17 protein-coding genes are annotated in these 19,195 nt (G+C 66.7%); 11 read left to right on the forward strand and 6 right to left on the reverse strand.

The annotated features are described in order from the left end of the window. Positions 1–76: 76 nt before the first annotated feature. Positions 77–310, reverse strand: coding sequence for a hypothetical protein (locus tag JQ639_RS15015; protein WP_211966954.1), 234 nt, complete (start codon positions 308–310; stop codon positions 77–79). On the opposite strand from JQ639_RS15015, the gene JQ639_RS15020 reads away from it, so the two are divergent. Continuing rightward, positions 300–1,541, forward strand: a complete 1,242-nt coding sequence (locus JQ639_RS15020) for an ABC transporter substrate-binding protein (RefSeq protein ID WP_211966953.1) — start codon at positions 300–302, stop codon at positions 1,539–1,541. The genes JQ639_RS15015 and JQ639_RS15020 overlap by 11 nt on opposite strands. Before the next feature lie 101 nt (positions 1,542–1,642). Here the strand turns inward: JQ639_RS15020 and JQ639_RS15025 are convergent, their stop codons facing one another. Beyond that, positions 1,643–3,187, reverse strand: a complete 1,545-nt coding sequence (locus JQ639_RS15025; RefSeq protein ID WP_211966952.1) for an acetolactate synthase large subunit — start codon at positions 3,185–3,187, stop codon at positions 1,643–1,645. A gap of 380 nt (positions 3,188–3,567) precedes the next feature. Between JQ639_RS15025 and JQ639_RS15030 the strand changes: the two genes are divergently transcribed. Both JQ639_RS15030 and JQ639_RS15035 read left to right on the forward strand, forming a co-directional pair. Beyond that, positions 3,568–4,167, forward strand: a complete 600-nt coding sequence (locus JQ639_RS15030; RefSeq protein ID WP_211966951.1) for a L,D-transpeptidase — start codon at positions 3,568–3,570, stop codon at positions 4,165–4,167. An 83-nt stretch (positions 4,168–4,250) separates the two neighbouring features. Then, entirely contained in the window at positions 4,251–5,066 is an 816-nt protein-coding gene (locus JQ639_RS15035; protein WP_211966950.1) for a DUF2927 domain-containing protein, read from the forward strand. Between the two features lie 197 nt (positions 5,067–5,263). On the opposite strand, the gene JQ639_RS15040 is transcribed toward JQ639_RS15035, so the two are convergent. Continuing rightward, positions 5,264–6,748 carry a methyl-accepting chemotaxis protein gene (locus JQ639_RS15040; protein ID WP_211966949.1) on the reverse strand — a complete coding sequence of 495 codons (1,485 nt, stop codon included), beginning with the start codon at positions 6,746–6,748 and terminating at the stop codon, positions 5,264–5,266. 450 nt (positions 6,749–7,198) lie between these two features. Between JQ639_RS15040 and JQ639_RS15045 the strand changes: the two genes are divergently transcribed. The 6 genes from JQ639_RS15045 (at position 7,199) to mdlC (ending at position 13,954) form a co-directional block, all read left to right on the forward strand. Next, positions 7,199–8,467 (forward strand): cytochrome P450, encoded by a 1,269-nt coding sequence (locus JQ639_RS15045; RefSeq protein ID WP_211966948.1) that lies wholly within the window; start codon positions 7,199–7,201, stop codon positions 8,465–8,467. Positions 8,468–8,477: 10 nt separating this feature from the next. Further along, entirely contained in the window at positions 8,478–8,927 is a 450-nt protein-coding gene (locus JQ639_RS15050) for a PaaI family thioesterase (protein ID WP_211966947.1), read from the forward strand. Further along, positions 8,908–10,071: an acyl-CoA dehydrogenase family protein gene (locus JQ639_RS15055; RefSeq protein WP_211966946.1), complete on the forward strand. Its 1,164-nt coding sequence runs from the start codon at positions 8,908–8,910 to the stop codon at positions 10,069–10,071. Before JQ639_RS15050 ends, JQ639_RS15055 begins: the two co-directional genes overlap by 20 nt. A 210-nt stretch (positions 10,072–10,281) precedes the next feature. Continuing rightward, positions 10,282–11,415, forward strand: coding sequence for a CaiB/BaiF CoA transferase family protein (locus JQ639_RS15060; RefSeq protein WP_211966945.1), 1,134 nt, complete (start codon positions 10,282–10,284; stop codon positions 11,413–11,415). Beyond that, positions 11,412–12,266 (forward strand): HTD2 family dehydratase, encoded by an 855-nt coding sequence (locus tag JQ639_RS15065; protein WP_211966944.1) that lies wholly within the window; start codon positions 11,412–11,414, stop codon positions 12,264–12,266. The genes JQ639_RS15060 and JQ639_RS15065 overlap by 4 nt, the downstream gene beginning before the upstream one ends. Positions 12,267–12,334: 68 nt before the next feature. Beyond that, on the forward strand, positions 12,335–13,954 hold the full coding sequence (mdlC, locus tag JQ639_RS15070) for a benzoylformate decarboxylase (protein WP_349644707.1): 1,620 nt from the start codon (positions 12,335–12,337) through the stop codon (positions 13,952–13,954). 170 nt (positions 13,955–14,124) lie between these two features. On the opposite strand, the gene JQ639_RS15075 is transcribed toward mdlC, so the two are convergent. Then, positions 14,125–14,910, reverse strand: a complete 786-nt coding sequence (locus JQ639_RS15075; protein ID WP_211966943.1) for an SDR family oxidoreductase — start codon at positions 14,908–14,910, stop codon at positions 14,125–14,127. A gap of 55 nt (positions 14,911–14,965) precedes the next feature. Further along, a complete protein-coding gene (trhA, locus tag JQ639_RS15080; RefSeq protein WP_211966942.1) occupies positions 14,966–15,661 on the reverse strand; it encodes a PAQR family membrane homeostasis protein TrhA in 696 nt (231 codons plus the stop codon). Positions 15,662–15,841: 180 nt separating this feature from the next. On the opposite strand from trhA, the gene JQ639_RS15085 reads away from it, so the two are divergent. Together JQ639_RS15085 and JQ639_RS15090 are read left to right on the forward strand one after the other, a co-directional pair. Beyond that, on the forward strand, positions 15,842–17,320 hold the full coding sequence (locus tag JQ639_RS15085; RefSeq protein ID WP_211966941.1) for a YcjX family GTP-binding protein: 1,479 nt from the start codon (positions 15,842–15,844) through the stop codon (positions 17,318–17,320). Continuing rightward, positions 17,317–18,366: a YcjF family protein gene (locus JQ639_RS15090; protein ID WP_211966940.1), complete on the forward strand. Its 1,050-nt coding sequence runs from the start codon at positions 17,317–17,319 to the stop codon at positions 18,364–18,366. The genes JQ639_RS15085 and JQ639_RS15090 overlap by 4 nt, the downstream gene beginning before the upstream one ends. Positions 18,367–18,579: 213 nt before the next feature. On the opposite strand, the gene JQ639_RS15095 is transcribed toward JQ639_RS15090, so the two are convergent. After that, entirely contained in the window at positions 18,580–19,185 is a 606-nt protein-coding gene (locus JQ639_RS15095) for a hypothetical protein (RefSeq protein WP_211967249.1), read from the reverse strand. Positions 19,186–19,195 lie beyond the last annotated feature (10 nt).

A 19,195-nucleotide genomic window follows, 5' to 3' on the forward strand; every position in this document is an offset into this window, starting at 1 on the left:
CCCCTCGGTGCCTGCGCCGCTGCGCAATCTAGAGGCCAATGTGCTGCGGAAAGCTTAAGCCACCGGCTGGATGCTACTACCGGACGATGAATTTCTCCGGGCGCATTTGAAGCGAAAGCGCCGGCACATCGCGCAGGGCGCCCGCGATGTCATTGCGCCAGCTGGAAAATCCTGCGTTGCACCATCCAATCGACGACTTGCCGGACGGGCGCGAATACCGCAGTCTTCCTTCACTCATAAATAACCCTGCCCGCGACACCGGGCAGACAGACGCCAACGGCGCATCCCGGGAGAAGCCCATGCCCTTCATCAGAGCATCCCTCATCAGCAGCACCATCTTCAGGGGAGCCGCCGCTGCGGCGCTCGCCCTCGCTCTGGCGAGCAGCACCGCACTTGCCCAGAAACGCTATGACCCCGGCGCCAGCGACACCGAAATCAAGCTCGGCCAGACCAATCCGTTCTCGGGTCCGGCCTCCGCCTACAGCACCATCGCCAAGGTGCAGGCCGCCTACTTCAAGATGATCAACGAGCAGGGCGGCATCAACGGCCGCAAGGTCAATCTCATCCAGTACGACGACGCCTACAATCCGCCGAAGACGGTGGAGCAGGTGCGCAAGCTGGTGGAGAGCGATGAGGTCCTGCTGACCTTCCAGATTCTCGGCACCGCGCCGAACGCCGCCGTGCAGAAGTATCTCAACGGCAAGAAGGTGCCGCAGCTGTTCACCGCGACCGGCGCGGCGCGCTTCACCGATCCGAAGAATTTCCCATGGACCATCGGCTACAACCCGAACTACCAGACCGAGGGGCGGATCTACGCCCGCTACATTCTCGCCAATTATCCCAACGCCAAGATCGGCGTGCTCTATCAGAACGACGACCTCGGCAAGGACTATATTGTCGGACTGAAGGCCGGTCTCGGCGACAAGGCCGCCAAGATGATCGTCGCCGAAATCCCCTATGAAGTTACTGACCCCACCATCGACTCCCAGATCGTGCGGCTGAAATCGCTCGGCGTCGACCTCTTCTATAACATCACCACGCCGAAGTTTTCGGCCCAGGCGATCCGTAAGATCGCAGAGCTCGACTGGCACCCGGTGCACATCCTCAACATCAACTCACAGCCGGTCGGCGGCGTGCTCAAGCCCGCAGGCCTTGAGAATGCCCAGGGCATCATCAGCGTCAACTACGGCAAGGATCCGGGCGATCCGACCTGGGACAAGGATCCCGGCATGACCAAGTGGCGCGCCTTCATGGACAAGTATTATCCCGAAGGCGACAAGAACAGCAGCTTCAACACCTATGGCTACGGCGTTGCGCAACTGCTCGAAATCGTGCTGCGCCAGTGCGGCGACGACCTCACCCGCGAGAACGTGATGCGACAGGTGGCCAGCCTGAAGAACGTCAACACCGATCTGGCGCTGCCCGGCATCACCATCACCACCAGCCCGACCGACTTCCGTGTCATCAAGCAGTTGCAGATGATCCGCTTCAAGGGCGAGCGCTGGGAAAGCTTCGGACCGATCATCAACGACGACGACTGAGCCGCCGCTCACGCGACGAGGTCCTCGAAGGCAAGGTCCATGAACACGAACGGCGCAGCGCGATCACCGCGCTGCGCCGTTTCTGTTTCAGGCTGCGGGGTTCAGAGCACCACTTCGATCAGCCGCGGGCCCTTCTGGGCATTGGCGTCGGCGAGCGCGGCGTTGAACTCCTCGGCGGTGCGCACCGCGCGGCCCTCGACGCCCATGCCCTTGGCCAGCGCCACCCAGTCGAGCGCCGGGCGGTCGATGTTGAGCATGTCGAGCGCGCGCTGGCCGGGCTCGCCGGCATCGACGCCGGCGAACTCGCCGCGCAGGATCTGGTAGGTGCGGTTGGCGAACACGATGGTGGTGACATCGAGCTTCTCGCGCGCCTGGGTCCACAGCGACTGCAGTGTGTACATGGCGCTACCGTCGCCGACCATGCAGATCACCTTGCGGTCCGGACAGGCGACCGCGGCGCCGGTCGCGACCGGCGTGCTGAAGCCGATCGAACCGCCCATGTTCTGCAACCAGTCATGCGGCGCCGCCGAGCCGGTCGGCGGGAAGAAACCGCGGCCGGTGGTGAGGGATTCGTCGACGAGAATGGCGTTCTCCGGGATCGCGCAGGCGATCGCCATCGCGACATTGGCGTAGCTCAGCGCCCCCGTCGGCTTGATCAGTTCGACCTTCGCCTGCGGCGGCGCGTCGCCGGCCCTGGCGCCGAGCGCCTCGGCCAGCGCCTCGAGCGCGGCGACCGAGCTGTCGCCGGTCTCGCACATCTGGTGCACCTTGCAGTCCTCGGGACGCAGGCGGCTCGGCTTGTTGGGATAGGCGAAGAACGCCACGGGATCGACCGCCTCGACCAGCACGATATGGCGGAAATCCTTGAGCACCGGCAGCGCCTGGTCGACCGGATAGGGAATGCGCTCGATGAAGGTGCGGCCGCGGCCGCGCGCCATGCGCGGGTTGTAGGTCTGGGCCAGCATCTTGCAGCCGGTCTTGCCGGCGATGCGGGCGGCGAGCGCGAGGCCCTGCTCGGTCAGCGCCTGCCCGGTCAGCAGCAGCAACGTCGGCTCGCCGCTGCGCAGGATGCGCGCCGCCTCGGTCACCGCATCGGTGGAATAGGACGGCTGCTGCGCCGCCGCCGGCACCTGCGCGATCCCCTCGGCCTCGTTCCAGGCGGTGTCCGCGGGCAGAATCAAGGTCGCGATCTTCGGGGGATGGCCCTTGGCCGCGGCGATCGCCTCGGCGCCGTCGCGGGCGACCGACACCGCGTCGGGCGAGGTCTTCACCCACTCCGACATCGGCCGCGCCAGACCCTCGATGTCGGAGGTCAGCGGTGCGTTGTAGGTGATATGGTAGGTGGCGTGCTGGCCGACGATATTGACGATGCCCGAATGGGCCTTCTTGGCGTTGTGCAGGTTGGCGAGACCGTTGGCGAGGCCCGGGCCGAGATGCAGCAGGGTCGAGGCCGGGGTGCCGGTCATGCGGAAGTAGCCGTCGGCCGCGCCGGTGACGATGCCCTCGAACAGGCCGAGCACGCAGCGCATGCCCTCGGTCCGGTCCAGCGCCGCGACGAAATGCATTTCCGAGGTGCCGGGGTTGGCGAAGCAGACGTTCACTCCGCCGGCGACCAGCGTCCGCACCAGACTTTCCGCTCCGTTCATCATCTCATCCTTGTTGTAGGCGCCGCGCCGGCGAAGGCGCCGTTGGCGTCATGTCTCCCTGCCGCACAGAACAATCATCCTTCGCCGCATTCGTCAAAGCCCCAACGCCCTCCCCGCCGTGCGGCGGGGGCATGGAGGGTTGCAAATCCCGCCGGACGCGACCTGTCGCCGGGAAAGAAATGGACGGACCGGCGGCATTCGACACTTTTGGGCAACGGCCACGGGCAATCGCACCGGGGTCCTCCCCCGGCCGCTTGCGCGCGCGCAACAATTGTGGCCTTTCTTGGCACGGTCGGCGGACCGCTCCGGGGAAACTCCCGTGCCGTCTGGTTCCGTTTTCGGGGCTCGCCGACGGATTGGACATTTTTGCGAGGAATTTTATGACTCGTCTTGCCGCCCTGACCTTTGCCGCCATGACCCTGCTCGCCACCTCCACCTCGGTGATGGCCCAGAGCTTCTACGAGGACTTCCTGTCCGGCGGCGCGCCGCTCAACCGCCGCTCCCAGTTCGGCTTCTTCGGCAGCTCGAACGGTACCGGCCCCATCCCGCGCACCACCGTCAGCTTCCCGGGCAACTACGCGCCCGGCACCATCGTGGTGAACACGGCGGAACGCCGGCTGTATTTCGTGACGGGCAATGGCGAGGCCATCCGCTACGGTATCGGCGTCGGCCGCGACGGCTTCCGCTGGGGCGGCGTGCACAAGATCTCGGCCAAGAAGGAGTGGCCGGATTGGACCCCGCCGTCCCAGATGCTGCGCCGCCGGCCGGACCTGCCGCGCCACATGAAGGGCGGCGAGGACAACCCGCTCGGCGCCCGCGCGCTGTACCTGGGATCGACGCTGTACCGCATCCACGGCTCCAACGAGCCGGAGACCATCGGCCAGGCCGTCTCGTCCGGCTGTTTCCGCATGGTCAATGCCGACGTCATCGACCTCTACAATCGCGCCTCGGTCGGCGCGACGGTGATCGTGAAGAATTGATCTCCGGCGAGGCCGCGGAGCCCGCGAGGCTCCGCGGCCGCCCCCCTTGCACCGCACGTGCCCATCCGGCAACGTGACCGGCGATGCATGGTTATCTTCGATCGACCCGGACACTGCTCAGCCTTGGGCTGCTGCTGGCCGGCACCGGCGCCGGCGATGCCAGACCGCCGCGGGCCCCCGCCGACATCCCGGCCATCGCCCAGCGCCTGCGGGCCGAGCGCAAGACCTTCACCGACGCCGACATCATCGACGGCTTCCTGCGCACCGCCTTCGGCGCCGAGTATCATCTCGCCGGCCGCGTCGACCGCATCCGCAAATATCACAAGCCGGTGCGCGTCTTCATCGAAGCGCCGGGGCGGCCCGAACGCCGCGCCCAGCTCGCCGCCGTGGTCGCCGATATCGCCCGGCACATCCAGCATCTCGACATCGCCGTCACCGAGCGGCGCGAGGACGCCAGCATCGTGGCGCGCCTCGTGCGCGACCGCGATCTCTATCGCACCATCGGCGCGATGTACGGCTCCGACAGGGCGCGCGAGATCCGCACGTCGCTCGACCCGCAGTGCCTGTCCGGCTTTCGCAAGAACGACAATTTCGAAATCATCAATTCCGACGTCATCCTCACCGTCGACAATGGCGACTTCACGTTCTACGACTGCGCCTATGAGGAACTGCTGCAGTCGCTGGGACCGATCAACGACACCACCGCGGTGCCCTGGACGATGTTCAACGACGACGTCCAGATGGGCTTTTTCGACGTCTACGACCAGTACATCCTGAACATCCTCTACGATCCACGCATCCGCGCCGGCATGACCGTCGACGAGGTGCGCGCACTGCTGCCCGACGTGCTGGCCACTGTGCGCCCGTGGATCGCGCAAGTGAACGGCCTGCCGCCCTGAGGTGCCTCAGCTCTCATCCCTGGCGACGTGGGCTACGCCTCCCTCTCGGGACCGGGGAAATGACGGAACGCACTCACGCCGCAGGCGTGCGCGCAGCGTCGCGCGGGGTCAAACGCACGCCGGCCCGCGACAGGGTCACGGGCCGGCGGACAGGAGATTGAGCGAGACGGCGCGGACCTGAGTTCGCCGCTCTGACCTCAGGCGAGTGCGCGGGCCGCTTCCGCCACCTTGCGCGTGGCGCTGTCGACGGACTGCGTTTCGCCGGCGATCTCGTTCATGTTGGCGCTGATGTCGGTGACACCCTTGGCAGCGTCCTGCATGTTCGATGAAATCGACTGGGTCACCGCGGCCTGCTCCTCCACCGATGCGGCGATCGCCGCGGAGATCTCGTTGATCCGCGAGATGGTCTGGGTGATCGCCTCGATCACTTCGACCGCGTTGGTGGTGGTGCCCTGGATCTCGGCGATCTGGCCGCTGATCTCGTCCGTTGCCTTCGAGGTCTGGGTCGCCAGACTCTTGACCTCGGCCGCAACCACCGCGAACCCCCGTCCCGCCTCGCCAGCACGCGCGGCCTCGATGGTCGCGTTGAGCGCCAGCAGGTTGGTCTGGTCGGCAATGTTGTTGATCAGCTTGACCACGTCGCCGATCTTCTGCGCCGCGGAGGCCAGCCCGGAGACGATCGCGCTGGTTTCGTTGGCCTGATCGACCGCCTGCTTGGAGATGCCGAGCGCGTTCGATGCCTGGCGGCTGATTTCGCCGACGGACGCCGCGAGCTCCTCGGCGCCGGTCGCCACCGCCTGCATGTTGGACGACGCCTGTGTCGAGGTGGACACTGCCGACGTCACCCGTTCCGACGTGGTTGCCACGGCGCGCGAGATGCCTTGCAGATCGGCGTCGATGGTCTTCTGCACCTCGCCGCGACGGATGCGATCCTGGACCTGCTGGGTGGTGTCGACCGCGAACTTGACGACCTTGGCGATCTTGCCTTCGGCATCGAACACCGGATTGTACGACGCCTGGATCCACACCGTCCTGCCGCCGTTGCCGATCCGCTCGTACTCGCCGGCCTGATACTCGCCGCGCCGCAGCGCATCCCAGAACTCGCGATAGGCCGCGCTGTTGCGGTAGGCCGGCGTCGCGAACATGCTGTGATGCTTGCCCTTGATCTCGTCGAGCCGATAGCCCATCGTCTTGAGGAAGTTCTCGTTGGCGGTGATTATGGTGCCATCGAGATTGAACTCGATCACCGCCTGCGAGCGATGGATCGCCTGGATCTGGCCTTCATGATCGGCCGCCTGCAAGCGCGCGGCCGTGATGTCGGTGGCGAACTTGATCACCTTGAACGGCTTGCCGTTGGAGCCGATCAGCGGATTGTAAGACGCCTGGATCCAGATCGCCCGCCCGCTCTTGCTGATCCGCTTGTAGGCCTTCGCCTGATATTCGCCACGGCGCAGCGAATCCCAGAACTCGCGATACTCGGGACTGACGCGCGTCGCGTCATCGACGAACATGCTGTGATGTTTGCCCTGGATCTCGTCGAGCCGATAACCCAGCGCGTTCAAAAAATTCTCGTTGGCCGTAATGATGGTGCCGTCGAGGTTGAATTCGATGACCGCCTGCGACCGGCTGATGGCCTCGAGCTTCGCTTTCACTTCCTGTGACGTCGAATTGAAAAGTCGCATTCCTGCGCCCTCCAGCGAATGTTCCAATCGTGCCAGCCAACGCTTAATTTTTTAAGAAATTTTATTATCTTTCTTAGGGCTAGCGCGCATTTTAATTACGTACAAACAACGATGCCCGCGGTAGCTGCAGCCGGTTTGCGCACCAGCGCCATGACCTGGACGCGGCGTCGCGACGCTTGCTCTTGCCCCGGCGAACGTTTGTAATCGCGGCCGAGCGCGCCGAAACACGAGGCAGCGACGGCTGATGATACCGTCGGCCGCGAGAAATGCGCCGGGGAGACGAAACGCCATGACGCCCGCACACCGCCTCGTCCAGTTTGCGCCACCGGCCGTCGGGCGCACGCCCCGCCATGCACCAAACACCCCGGCGAATCAGCGCCCGATCGCGCCGCATCGCGCCGGCGGCGCGGCGGGCAACTGCACCTGACGACAGACAGCAACGAGGACACGATGCACGGAACGATCGACAACGCCCGCCACCTCGCCCGCGAGGAAGCCCGTGAGAAGGCGTATGCGACCCCGCTCGCTGACTTTCACCCGGGCCACCCCGAGTTGTTCCGTTCCGACACGCTGTGGCCCTACTTCGAGCGGCTGCGCAACGAGGAGCCGGTGCACTTCTGCAGCACCAGCCCGGTCGGCAACTACTGGTCGGTGACGCGCTACCAGGACATCATGCATGTCGACACCAACGCGGCGATCTTCTCGTCCGACGTCAAGCTCGGCGGCATCATGCTGCGCGATGTCGAAGCGGACTATGCCTGGCCGAGCTTCATCGCCATGGACGAGCCGCAGCATGCGCCGCAGCGCAAGACGGTGCAGCCGCTGTTCACGCCCGTGCATCTCGACAAGCTCGCGGTGCTGATCCGCGAGCGTGCCAGCCTGATCCTCGACAACCTGCCGCGCAACGAGACCTTCAACTGGGTCGACCGCGTCTCCATCGAGCTGACCACGCAGATGCTGGCGACGCTGTTCGACTTCCCCTGGGAGGACCGCCGCAAGCTGACGCGCTGGTCGGACCTTGCCACCGCGCTACCCAAGAGCATGATCTACGACAGCGAGGAGCAGCGCCTCGCCGAGCTCGGCGAGTGCGCCGACTACTTCACGCGGCTGTGGAACGAGCGCGTCAACGCCGAGCCGCGCAGCGACCTGATCTCGATGATGGCGCACAGCGACGCGATGCGCCACATGGACAAGAATACGCTGCTCGGCAACCTCATCCTGCTGATCGTCGGCGGCAACGACACCACGCGCAACACCATGTCCGGATCGGTGCTGGCGCTCAACGAGAACCCCGACGAGTACGACAAGCTGCGCGACAACCCCGCGCTGATCGACAGCTTCGTACCGGAGGTGATCCGCTGGCAGACCCCGCTGGCCCACATGCGGCGCACAGCCCTCGTGGACACCGAACTCGGTGGCAAGCTGATCCGCAAGGGCGACCGCGTCGTGATGTGGTACGTCTCCGGCAACCGCGATGAGCGCGCGATCGAGGATCCTGACAGCTTCATCATCGACCGTGCCCGGCCGCGCCAGCACATGTCGTTCGGGTTCGGCATTCACCGCTGCGTCGGCATGCGGCTCGCCGAGCTGCAGCTCAAGATCATCTGGGAAGAAATTCTCAAGCGCTTCCGCCACATCGAGGTGGTGGGCGAGCCGAAGCGCGTCTACTCGAGCTTCGTGCGCGGCTACGAGGAACTGCCGGTGCGTATTTCGTCTTGAGGAATTTGTTGTGACGACCAATCCACTGTCGCTGATCGATACCATCATGGCTATGCCGGGATATCCACGCGCCTCCGGCATGCGCGTCGTCTTGGCCGAACCTGGCCGCATGACGCTGGCACTCTCGAAACGGCCGGAGTTGCTGCAGTTTGCGGGCCATTTTCATGGCGGCGTGATCACCGGCCTCGCCGACCAGGCGGCCGGCGCCGCCGTGTCCAGCATGCTGCCGAAGGGCCGCATTGCGGTGACCGTGGAGCTCAAGGTGAATTACCTGACGCCGTCCGACGGCGAGGAGATCATAGCCCGCGCGGAAGCTATGCAGGCCGGGAATACGATTGGCGTTGCAAAGATCGAGGTGATCTCCCAGAACAAAGGGGTCGAGCGCATGTGCGCGTTCGGCATCGCCACCATGCGTGCGGTCGACCTCCCAGCGAAGATCAATGACCCAGACCGAGATTGACGATTATCGTGACATCCGTGATGCGGTTGCGAAGCTGTGCGAGCAGTTTCCTGGCGAATACTGGCGCAAGCTCGACCGTGAGATGGCCTGCCCATCGGCGTTCGTCGACGCGCTGACCAAGTCCGGCTACCTGTCGGTCCTGATCCCCGAGGAATATGGCGGCGCCGGCCTCAAGCTCTCCGCCGCGGCGGCGATCCTGGAAGAGATCCAGCGCTCCGGTTGCAACGGCGGTGCCACCCACGCCCAGATGTACACCATGGGCACACTGCTGCGGCACGGCAACGAGGCGCAGAAGCAGCAGTGGCTGCCGCGCATCGCCAGCGGCGAACTGCGCCTGCAGGCGTTCGGCGTGACCGAGCCGACCAGCGGCACGGACACCTCGTCGCTCAAAACCTTCGCGCGACGCGAGGGGGACCATTATGTGGTCAACGGCCAGAAGATCTGGACCAGCCGCGCCGAGCACTCCGACCTCATGATCCTGCTGGCGCGCACCACGCCCAAGGACCAGGTCGCCAAGCGCACCGACGGGCTGTCGGTGTTCATCGTCGACATGAAGGCGGCGAAGGACAATGGCCTGACCATCCGGCCGATCCGCACCATGATGAACCATGCCACCACCGAAGTGTTCTTCGACAACATGAAGGTGCCGGCGGAGAACCTGATCGGCGAGGAAGGCAAGGGCTTCCGCTACATTCTCTCGGGCATGAACGCCGAGCGCATCCTGATCGCCGCCGAATGCGTCGGCGACGCCAAGTGGTTCATCGCCAAGACGACCAACTATGCCCGCGAGCGCGTGGTGTTCGGCCGCCCGATCGGCCAGAATCAAGGCATCCAGTTTCCGATCGCCAAGGCCTATGCATCGATGCGCGCGGCCGAGCTGATGGTGAAGGAAGCCGCGCGCAAGTACGAGGCCGGCCTCGACTGCGGCGCCGAGGCCAACATGGCCAAGATGCTCGCGGCCGACGCGTCGTGGGAAGCGGCCAACGCCTGCATCCAGACCCATGGCGGCTTCGGCTTCGCCGAGGAATATGACGTCGAGCGCAAGTTCCGCGAGACGCGGCTCTATCAGGTGGCGCCGATCTCGACCAACCTGATCCTGTCGTATCTCGCCGAGCATGTGCTGGGCATGCCGCGGTCGTATTGACTTAAGGAACGGCGCTGGGGGCCTCATCCTTCGAGACGGCGCTGCGCGCCTCCTCAGGATGAGGATTGTCCCTCGGACGAGAATTACTCCTCATGGTGAGGAGCGCGGCTTCGCCGCGCGTCTCGAACCATGAGGCCCTGGCATCGTCGAATAGGGCGACAACGATGAAACGTGCGATCATGCCTGCACCACAAGGGACCGTGTTCTAGAATGTTGCCGCTCGAAGGTCTCACTGTCATCGCTGTCGAGCAGGCCGTCGCTGCTCCTTTCTGCACCTCGCGCCTCGCTGACGCCGGCGCCACCGTGATCAAGGTCGAGCGCCCCGAGGGCGATTTCGCCCGCGGCTACGACGCCGCGGCGAAGGGGCAGAGCAGCTACTTCGTCTGGCTCAACCGCGGCAAGAAATCGGTGGTGATCGACCTCGCCACTCCTGACGGCCGGCGCACGCTGGAAGGGCTGATCGCCGGCGCCGACGTGCTGGTGCAGAACCTCAAGCCCGGCGCGATGGACAAGCTCGGCTTTTCCCTCGCGCGGCTGCGCACGGATTATCCGTCGCTGGTGTGCTGCACCATCTCGGGCTACGGCGACGACGGCCCCTACGCCCACCGCAAGGCCTATGACCTCCTGATCCAGGCGGAGAGCGGTCTCGCCTCGATCACCGGCGGTCCCGAAGGCCCCTCGCGTGTCGGCGTCTCCATCGTCGACGTCGCCACCGGCGCGACCGCCCATGCGGCGGTGCTCGAGGCGCTGATCGGGCGCTCGCGCACCGGCCAGGGCGCCGACATCCGCATCTCGATGTTCGACGTCATGGCCGACTGGCTGACCGTGCCGCTGCTCAATGCCGAGGCCGGCAACCCGCCGCAGCGCATGGGCCTCGCCCATCCCTCGATCGCGCCCTACGGCGTGTTCCGCTCCAGCGACGGCAAGGACATCCTGATCTCGATCCAGAGCGAGCGCGAGTGGAAGAAGCTGTGCGCAGACGTGCTCGGGCGCCCTGACCTGCCGAACGACCCGCGCTTCGCCAACATGGTGGAGCGGGTGCGCAACCGCGCCCTGACGGACCAGGTGGTCGGCGAGGTGTTCGGCACGCTGACACGCGATGCGCTGCTGCAGAGCCTTGCGGCGTCCGACATCGCCTTCGCCGAGGTCAACACCATGGCGGATCTTACCACCCATCCCCATCTGCGCCGCATCACCGTGGACACGCCGGCCGGCCCGGTGGCCTATCCGGCGCCCGGCGCGATCGTCGTCGGCGAGGAGCGGACCTATGCTGCGGTCCCGGCGATCGGCGCCGACACCGCCGCCATCGGAGCGACCCTGCCCGGCGAAAGGACGTCATCGTGACCACCGCCATCGATCTCGACCATCTGCGCGGCTGGATCGGCCGCAGCGAAACGGCGACCGATCTCGTCACGGCGCAACTCGTGCGCGGCTTGCGCGCGACGCTGTTCATGGACCCGGGCACGCCGCAGCGCGGCGATGCCGCACCCTACACCGTGCACTGGTGCCTGGCCCAGCCGGTGGCGCCGATGGCGGCGCTCGGCCCGGACGGCCACCCCACCCGCGGCGGCTTCCTGCCGCCGGTGCCGCTGCCGCGCCGGATGTGGGCCGGCGGCCAACTTCACTTCCACGACCGCCTGCGGGTCGGTGACGAGGTGACCCGCACCTCGACCATCGTCGACGTCACGCTCAAGAGCGGCAGCACCGGTCCGCTGTGCTTCGTCACGGTCGAGCATGCCACCGCGACCACGCGCGGCGTCGCCATCAACGAACGTCAGGACATCGTCTATCGCGAAGCGGCAAAGCCCTCGTCCGCGGCACCGCCCGCGCCCCGAGCCAGCGCGGCGCCGGGTCAGCATCGCCGCACGCACTTCGCCGATCCGGTGCTGCTGTTCCGCTATTCGGCGCTGACCTTCAACGGCCACCGCATCCACTACGACCGTGACTACGTCACCAAGGTCGAAGGCTATCCCGGCCTCGTCTTCCATGGGCCACTGCAGGCCGCGCTGCTGGTCGAGTTCGCCGCCACGCTTCATCGCGACACGGCACCAAGGACGTTCGACTATCGCGGCGTCAGCCCGCTGTTCGATGGCGCCGAGTTCAGCCTCAATGCCAATGAGACGCCGACGGGGCTGGCGGTGTGGACCGCCAACGCCGCTGGCGTGCCGACCATGAAGGCGACGGCCGCCTGGTAACTCGCGCCGGCGTCACAGCGCCGGCTGCCACGTCCATCGCACCCTGCCTTACTCAAGGAGCGCGCATCGTGACGTCCAAACCGACCTCCCGCAGCCCCGTGACCGTGAAGCAGGCGACGCTCGACCTGCTGCGTGCCTTGCGCATCGACAAGGTGTTCGGCAACCCCGGTTCGACCGAGCTGCCGTTTCTCAGCGACTGGCCCTACGACATCGACTATGTGCTGGGCCTGCAGGAAGCGAGCGTCATCGGCATGGCAGACGGCTATGCCCAGGCGACGCGTAACGCCGCGTTCGTCAACCTGCATTCGGCTGCCGGCGTCGGCCATGCGCTCGGCAACGTCTACACCGCCTTCCGCAACCAGACGCCGATGGTCATCACCGCCGGCCAGCAGGCGCGCAGCATCATGCCGCTGCAGGCGTTCCTCTATGCCGAGCGGGCGTCCGAATTTCCGCAGCCTTATGTCAAGTACAGCGTCGAGCCGGCGCGCGCCGAGGACGTTCCCGCTGCCATCGCCCGCGCCTACTACACCGCGATGCAGCCGCCCTGCGGGCCGACTTTCGTATCGGTGCCGATCGACGACTGGCTCAAGCCGACGCGGCCGCTCGCCGCGCGCCATGTCACCCGCACGATCGGTCCGGATGCCGAGGCGATCGGCGCGCTCGCCGCGGCGCTCGACGCCAGCGCGTCTCCGGCGATGGTGATCGGCCCAGGGGTCGACCGCGCGCAGGCCGTCGATCTCGCGGTCAAGCTCGCCGAGCGCAGTCGCACCGCGGTGTGGGTCAGCCCGTTCTCGGCGCGCTGCAGTTTCCCCGAGCGCCATCCGCAGTTCGCCGGCTTCCTGCATGCCGCGCCCGGACAATTGTCCGACGCGCTGCGCAGTCATGATCTCGTCGTGACCATCGGCGCGCCGGTATTCACCTTCCATGTCGAGGGCGAGGCGACGATCTTCGACGGCGGCACGGCGCTATGGCAGGTCACCGACGACGCCACGGCCGCGGCGATCACGCCGATCGGCAGCACCATCGTGGCAAGCATCGCGCCCGCACTCACAGCCCTGCTCGCGGCCCTGCCGGAGCCGCGCCGGGCGACGCCGAAGGGCCGCACGCTGCCGGAGGCCCCCAACGCTGCTGATCCGATCCCGGTCGAATATCTGCTGCATGCCCTGTCCACGGCGATGCCGGCGGACGCAGCGCTTGTCGAGGAAGCGCCGTCGCATCGGCCGGCGATGCAGAAATTCCTGCCGATGCGCGGAGAAGACAGCTTCTACACCATGGCGAGCGGCGGCCTCGGCTGGTCGCTGCCGGCCGCCGTCGGCCTCGCGCTCGGCCGCCCGGCGCGGCGCACGGTGTGCCTGATCGGCGACGGCTCGGCGATGTATTCAATCCAGGCGCTGTGGACCGCGGCACAGCGCAGGCTGCCGCTGACGGTGGTGGTGATCAACAACGGAGGCTACGGCGCGATGCGCTCGTTCAGCCAGGTGATGCAGGTGCGCAATGTGCCGGGCCTCGACCTGCCCGGCATCGACTTCGTCAGGATCGCCGAAGGCCTCGGCTGCCACGCCGTCCGCGTCAGCCGCGCCGCGGAGCTGCCCTCCGCGCTGGCGCGAGGCCTCGCCCATGACGGCGTCAGCCTCGTCGAGGTCATGGTCGACGGAGCCGTGCCGATTTTGTATGGGCAGCAGCATTGAGAATGCTGCGGAAGAGCGGCATCCACTGCGCAACTCCTCATCCTGAGGAGCGGCCTCTTGGCCGCATCTCGAAGGATGAGGCCCGCGATGCAAGCGCCTTGGCCTCATGGTTCGAGACAGCGCTTCGCGCCTCCTCACCTCACCATGAGGGATGATCCCCTCACCCCTCCTTACGTCTCCCGCAGCTTCGCCTGGATCTTGGCCATGCCGCCGATCCAGCGATCGTAGTTATCGACCTTGGCGCGCATGTAGGTCGCGACCTGGGGATGCGGCAGGATCAGGAACCGTTCGCGCGTGATGCCTTCAAGAGCCGATTCCGCAACCGCTTCCGGCGACAGGTTGCCGTCGGCCGACTGCGGTCCCTTGGGCAGGCCGCGCAGCATGTTGGTGTCGACGCCCTGCGGACACAGGATGGAGACGCGGATGCCGTGGGCCTTGTGCGAGATCGCGAGGTTCTCGGCGAAGCCCACCGCAGCGTGCTTGGTGGTGGAGTAGGCCGCACTGCCGACCTGGGACAGCAATCCCGCCGCCGACACGGTGTTGAGGAAATAGCCGCCGCCGCGCTCCTTCATCAAGGGCACGAGATGCCGCGCGGCATAGACATGGGCCATGACGTTGACCGCCCAGCTCTTCATCCACGGATCGTCGCTGGTGCCGCCGGCATTCACCGACAGCGGATCGAAGCCGCCGCCGATGCCGGCATTGGAGCAGAACAGCGCGATCGGGCCGAAGCGGCGCTCGGTCTCCGCAATCAGTCCGGCGACATCGTTCTCGTTGCCGACATCGGTGCGGAATGCGGCGCCACCGAGCGACGCGGCGACGGCCTCCGCAGCCGGCATGTCGAGATCGGCGACAACGACCTTGGCCGCGCCCTCGCGATGAAATATTTCGGCCAGCGCCTTGCCGATTCCATTGCCGCCGCCGGTGACGACGACGACCTTGCCCTGCACCTGCATTGTTTCAACCCTGCGGTTTCCGGCCTTGCCGGCCGGCTTCGAGCCCTTTGGGTCCTCAGGCGAGGACCAGATCGAGCACCGCAGTATAGTGACAGGCCGCACCGAGTAAAACGAAAGCATGCCAGATCGCATTCTGGAAACGCAGGCGTTCCCAGACGTGGAATATCACGCCCGCCGAATACAGCAGCCCGCCGGCAGCGATCAGGCCGAGGGTGACCGGCGACAGCGACGCCACCACCGTGTCGTAGATCATCACCCCGCTCCAGCCCATCGCCAGATAGAGCACGATGGACAGGCGATCGAAGCGGCCGGGAAACACGATCTTGAGAAAGATGCCGATGCCGGCCACCGCCCACACGCCGGCAAGAAGAGCGCGCGTGAACGGGCTGTCGTTCATCTCGACGATGAACGGCGTGTAGGTCGCCGCGATCAACAGATAGATCGCCGAATGGTCGAAGCGGCGCAGCCACCACTTCCAGCGCGACACCGGCAGCATGTTGTAGGTGGCGGAGATGCCAAGCATCGCGAGGAGACCGGTGGCGTAGATCGCCACCGCCGCGACCTGCGAGCCGGTGAGATAGTTGCTAGCGAGGACGACCAGCACCACGGCCGCGACCAGACCAAGACACACGCCGACCACATGCACCACGCCGTCGGCCCACAATTCGGCGCGGTCGTAGTTCCAGCTCACGCCCTTGGGGGCGCCGATCAACGCCGTCGAGGCCAGTTGCTTCAGTCGGAAGATCGTCATGTCACCACGTCACATCCTTCGGTGAGGCGGCGAAAGTATGTCCCCCTCATCACATCAAATTGGGTGGCGCGGTGCGTCATTCAAGCGCAGCCGGCGAAGACATCGCACACCGCGCCCCTCATCCCTACATGGACCGTGATGTGTTGATTTTCTTCCAATATCCACGTTTGATCGGCCCTGATGGCTCCAAATTTCTCAGATCTCGTCGAGGAAGCCCGCCTGTCGCTGCAGGCGCTGGTCGACTATGGCGACCAGCTGTTCAATCCCACCGTCCGCCTTGGTGTCACCGGCCTGTCACGCGCCGGCAAGACAGTGTTCATCACGGCGCTGATCCACGGCCTGCTGCGCGGTGGCCGCTTCCCGGTGTTCGATGCCTATGCGACCGGACGGATCGCCCGCGCCCGCCTCGCCCCCCAGCCGGACGACGCGGTGCCGCGTTTCGCCTATGAGAACCATGTCCGCACCCTGGTCGAGGCGCGGCAGTGGCCACACTCCACCACCGACATCAGCGAGCTGCGCCTTGTCATCGACTACCAGCGCCCGAACGGCGCTGACCGCACGCTGACCCTCGACATCGTCGACTATCCCGGCGAATGGCTGCTCGACCTGCCGCTGCTGGCCAAGAGCTATCAGGAGTGGTCGGCGGAGAGCATCGCGCTGTCGCGCCAGGGTCCGCGGGCACCGCTTGCCGCCGCCTGGCATGGCCATCTCGCCACCCTCGATCCGCGCGGCCCTGCCGACGAGCAGGCGACACTGACGGCCGCGCAGCTGTTCACTGATTACCTGCGCGCCTGCCGCGACGAGCGCTTCGCCATGAGCCTGCTGCCGCCGGGCCGCTTCCTGATGCCGGGCGGCCTCGCCGGCTCGCCGGCGCTGACCTTCGCGCCGCTCGACGTGCCGGCCGACGGCACCGCGCCCGACGGCTCGCTGTGGGCGATGATGGCGCGGCGCTACGAGGCCTACAAGGACGTGGTGGTGCGGCCGTTCTTCCGCGACCACTTCGCCCGGCTCGATCGCCAGATCGTGCTGGTCGACGCGCTCGCCGCGTTCAACGCCGGGCCCGCGGCGCTGAGCGACCTGCAGGCCGCGCTCGCCGGCATTCTCGACTGCTTCCGCGTCGGCCGCCGCACCTTCTTCGCCTCGCTGCTGCGCCCGCGCATCGACCGCATCCTGTTCGCGGCGACCAAGGCCGATCACCTTCATCACGCCAGCCACGACCGCCTCGAGGCGATCCTCAAGCGCATGGTCGAACGTGCCGTCGCAAAAGCCGAGTTCACCGGCGCCGACGTCGATGTCGTCGCGCTCGCCGCCGTGCGTGCCACGCGCGAGGTGCGGGTGCGGCGCGGCCACGAGCAGTTGCCCTCGATCGTCGGGACGCCGCTCGCGGGCGAAAGCGCCAATGGCGAACAGTTCGACGGCGAGACCGAGGTCGCGACCTTCCCTGGCGACCTGCCGGCCATCCCCGAGGCGCTGTTCGCCGCCGATGCGGCCGAGAACGCCTTCAAGGGTCTCAGCCACGGCGCGGCCGAGCAGGCCGACTACCGCTTCCTGCGCTTCCGGCCGCCCCGCCTCGACAACACCGGGGGCGACACCCCATATCTGCCCCATATCCGCCTCGACCGGGCGCTCCAGTTCCTAATCGGAGACCGACTGACATGAGCGACCGCCCCATCCCCCGCCGGCCGGCGACGTTCAAGCTGGACGACCCGCAGGTGGTGGTGATGTCGCCGGACGACGACGGCCGGCCCGCGCGCGGCACGGTGCAGGTGGTGCCCGAGCCGGAACCCGCCGCCCTGCCAGTGCCGCGTGACGACGGCCTGCTCGCGCCGCCGCGCGGCTTTCGCTGGGGCACGCTGTTCTGGAGTTCGCTCGCCGGCCTCGTGGTGCTCGGCGCCGGGCTCGGCCTCACCAACCTCGTCGAGGACCTGTTCAACCGCAGCGAAGGTCTCGGCTTTCTCGGCCTCGCCTTTGCACTGGTGTTCGTGGTGGCGCTGATCGCCATCGCGGCGCGTGAGCTGATCGCGCTGTCGCGCCTCGCCACCATCGAGAAGCTCCATGCCCGCGCCGCCGCGACGCTCGCCAGCGACGACCGCGCCGAGGCCCAGGCGATCGTGCGCGACCTTCTCAGGATCGCCCATGGCAATCCGCGCCTCGCCCACGCCCGCGGCACGTTGCAGGGCCATGCCGGCGACATCATCGACGGCGCCGACATGCTGCGCCTCGCCGAGCGCGAGTTGATGAACCCGCTCGATCAGGAAGCCCGCCGGCTGATCTCGGTGGCCGCGCAGCGGGTGTCGATCGTCACCGCGGTGAGCCCGCGCGCCGTGGTCGACGTGCTGTTCGTTTTCGCCGCCGCCGTGCGCCTGATCCGCCAGCTCGCCCGTCTCTATGGCGGACGCCCCGGCGCGCTCGGCATGATCAAGCTGACCCGTCAGGTGGTCGCCCACCTCGCGATCACCGGGGGCCTTGCCGCCAGCGACAGCGTGATCCAGCAGATGCTCGGACATGGCATCACCGCGAAACTGTCGTCGCGCCTCGGGGAAGGCCTGCTCAACGGCCTGCTCACCGCGCGCCTCGGCCTTGCCGCGATCGATGTCACCCGGCCGCTGCCGTTCACCGCGCTGCCGCGCCCGGCGCTCTCCGATCTCGCCACCGACCTGCTGCGCAAGCGCGAGGAGACGGAAGCACCGGACGGCAAGGGGTGACCACAGCCCTTGCAGTGAGTCGGGGGCCGTTCCTCCTTCGAGGCTCGCAGAGCCTGTCATCGGGCCGCGCTTCGCGCGGACCCGTTGGCTCGCACCTCAGGATGACGAATTGTGGTTCTGCCCATAGCCCGGGTGAGCGCAGCGACACCCGGACATTCACACACGCAGTCCGGATATCGCTGCGATCATCCCCGTTACAAGACCGTCAATCGATCAATCCAGCTTTACCCACTGGTCCGCCGGCATCACCTCCGGCGTCTCGCCATAGCCGCGCGTCCAGAGATCGACGACCCATTCCACCCGCGTCGCCTTGTCGATCAGGATCGCGGTGTTGTGCGGCGTCTGGCCGACCAGCGCGTTGCCGCGATACCGCGGGTCGCCGACGGTGTGATATTTGAACAGACCCCAGTCCTGCATCACCAGCAGCAGCGCCGTGGTGTTGCGCGTCGTGTCCCAGCAATCGTAGTTGGTGGCGTCCGAGCCGGCGCGGAAGTCGGCGCGCGCGACGCGCTTGTTGGTGCCGATCATCGGCCCGACATGCTTGTCGAACCACACCACCGCCTTCTGCGAGGCCGCGCGCTCGGCCGCAGCCGAGCCTCTGCCGCCGGCCATGATCGACGCCAGCGCGGCGCGGTCGCTCGTGCTGAACACGTACTCGAGGCGGCGGCGGCACTGGAAGCCGTAGCACACGGTGAACGCACCGGACTTCGGCGGATAGGCCGAAACATCGGTATAGAGCTGGTTGATCGCCCGGCTGACCTCCATGGCGGAGGCCGGCGACGCCAGCAGGCCGCCGAGAACAAGACAACCGGAGAACATGCGGCGCAGG

Origin of the sequence: Bradyrhizobium sp. U87765 SZCCT0048, assembly GCF_018131225.1 — a bacterium.
GTDB lineage: Bacteria > Pseudomonadota > Alphaproteobacteria > Rhizobiales > Xanthobacteraceae > Bradyrhizobium_A.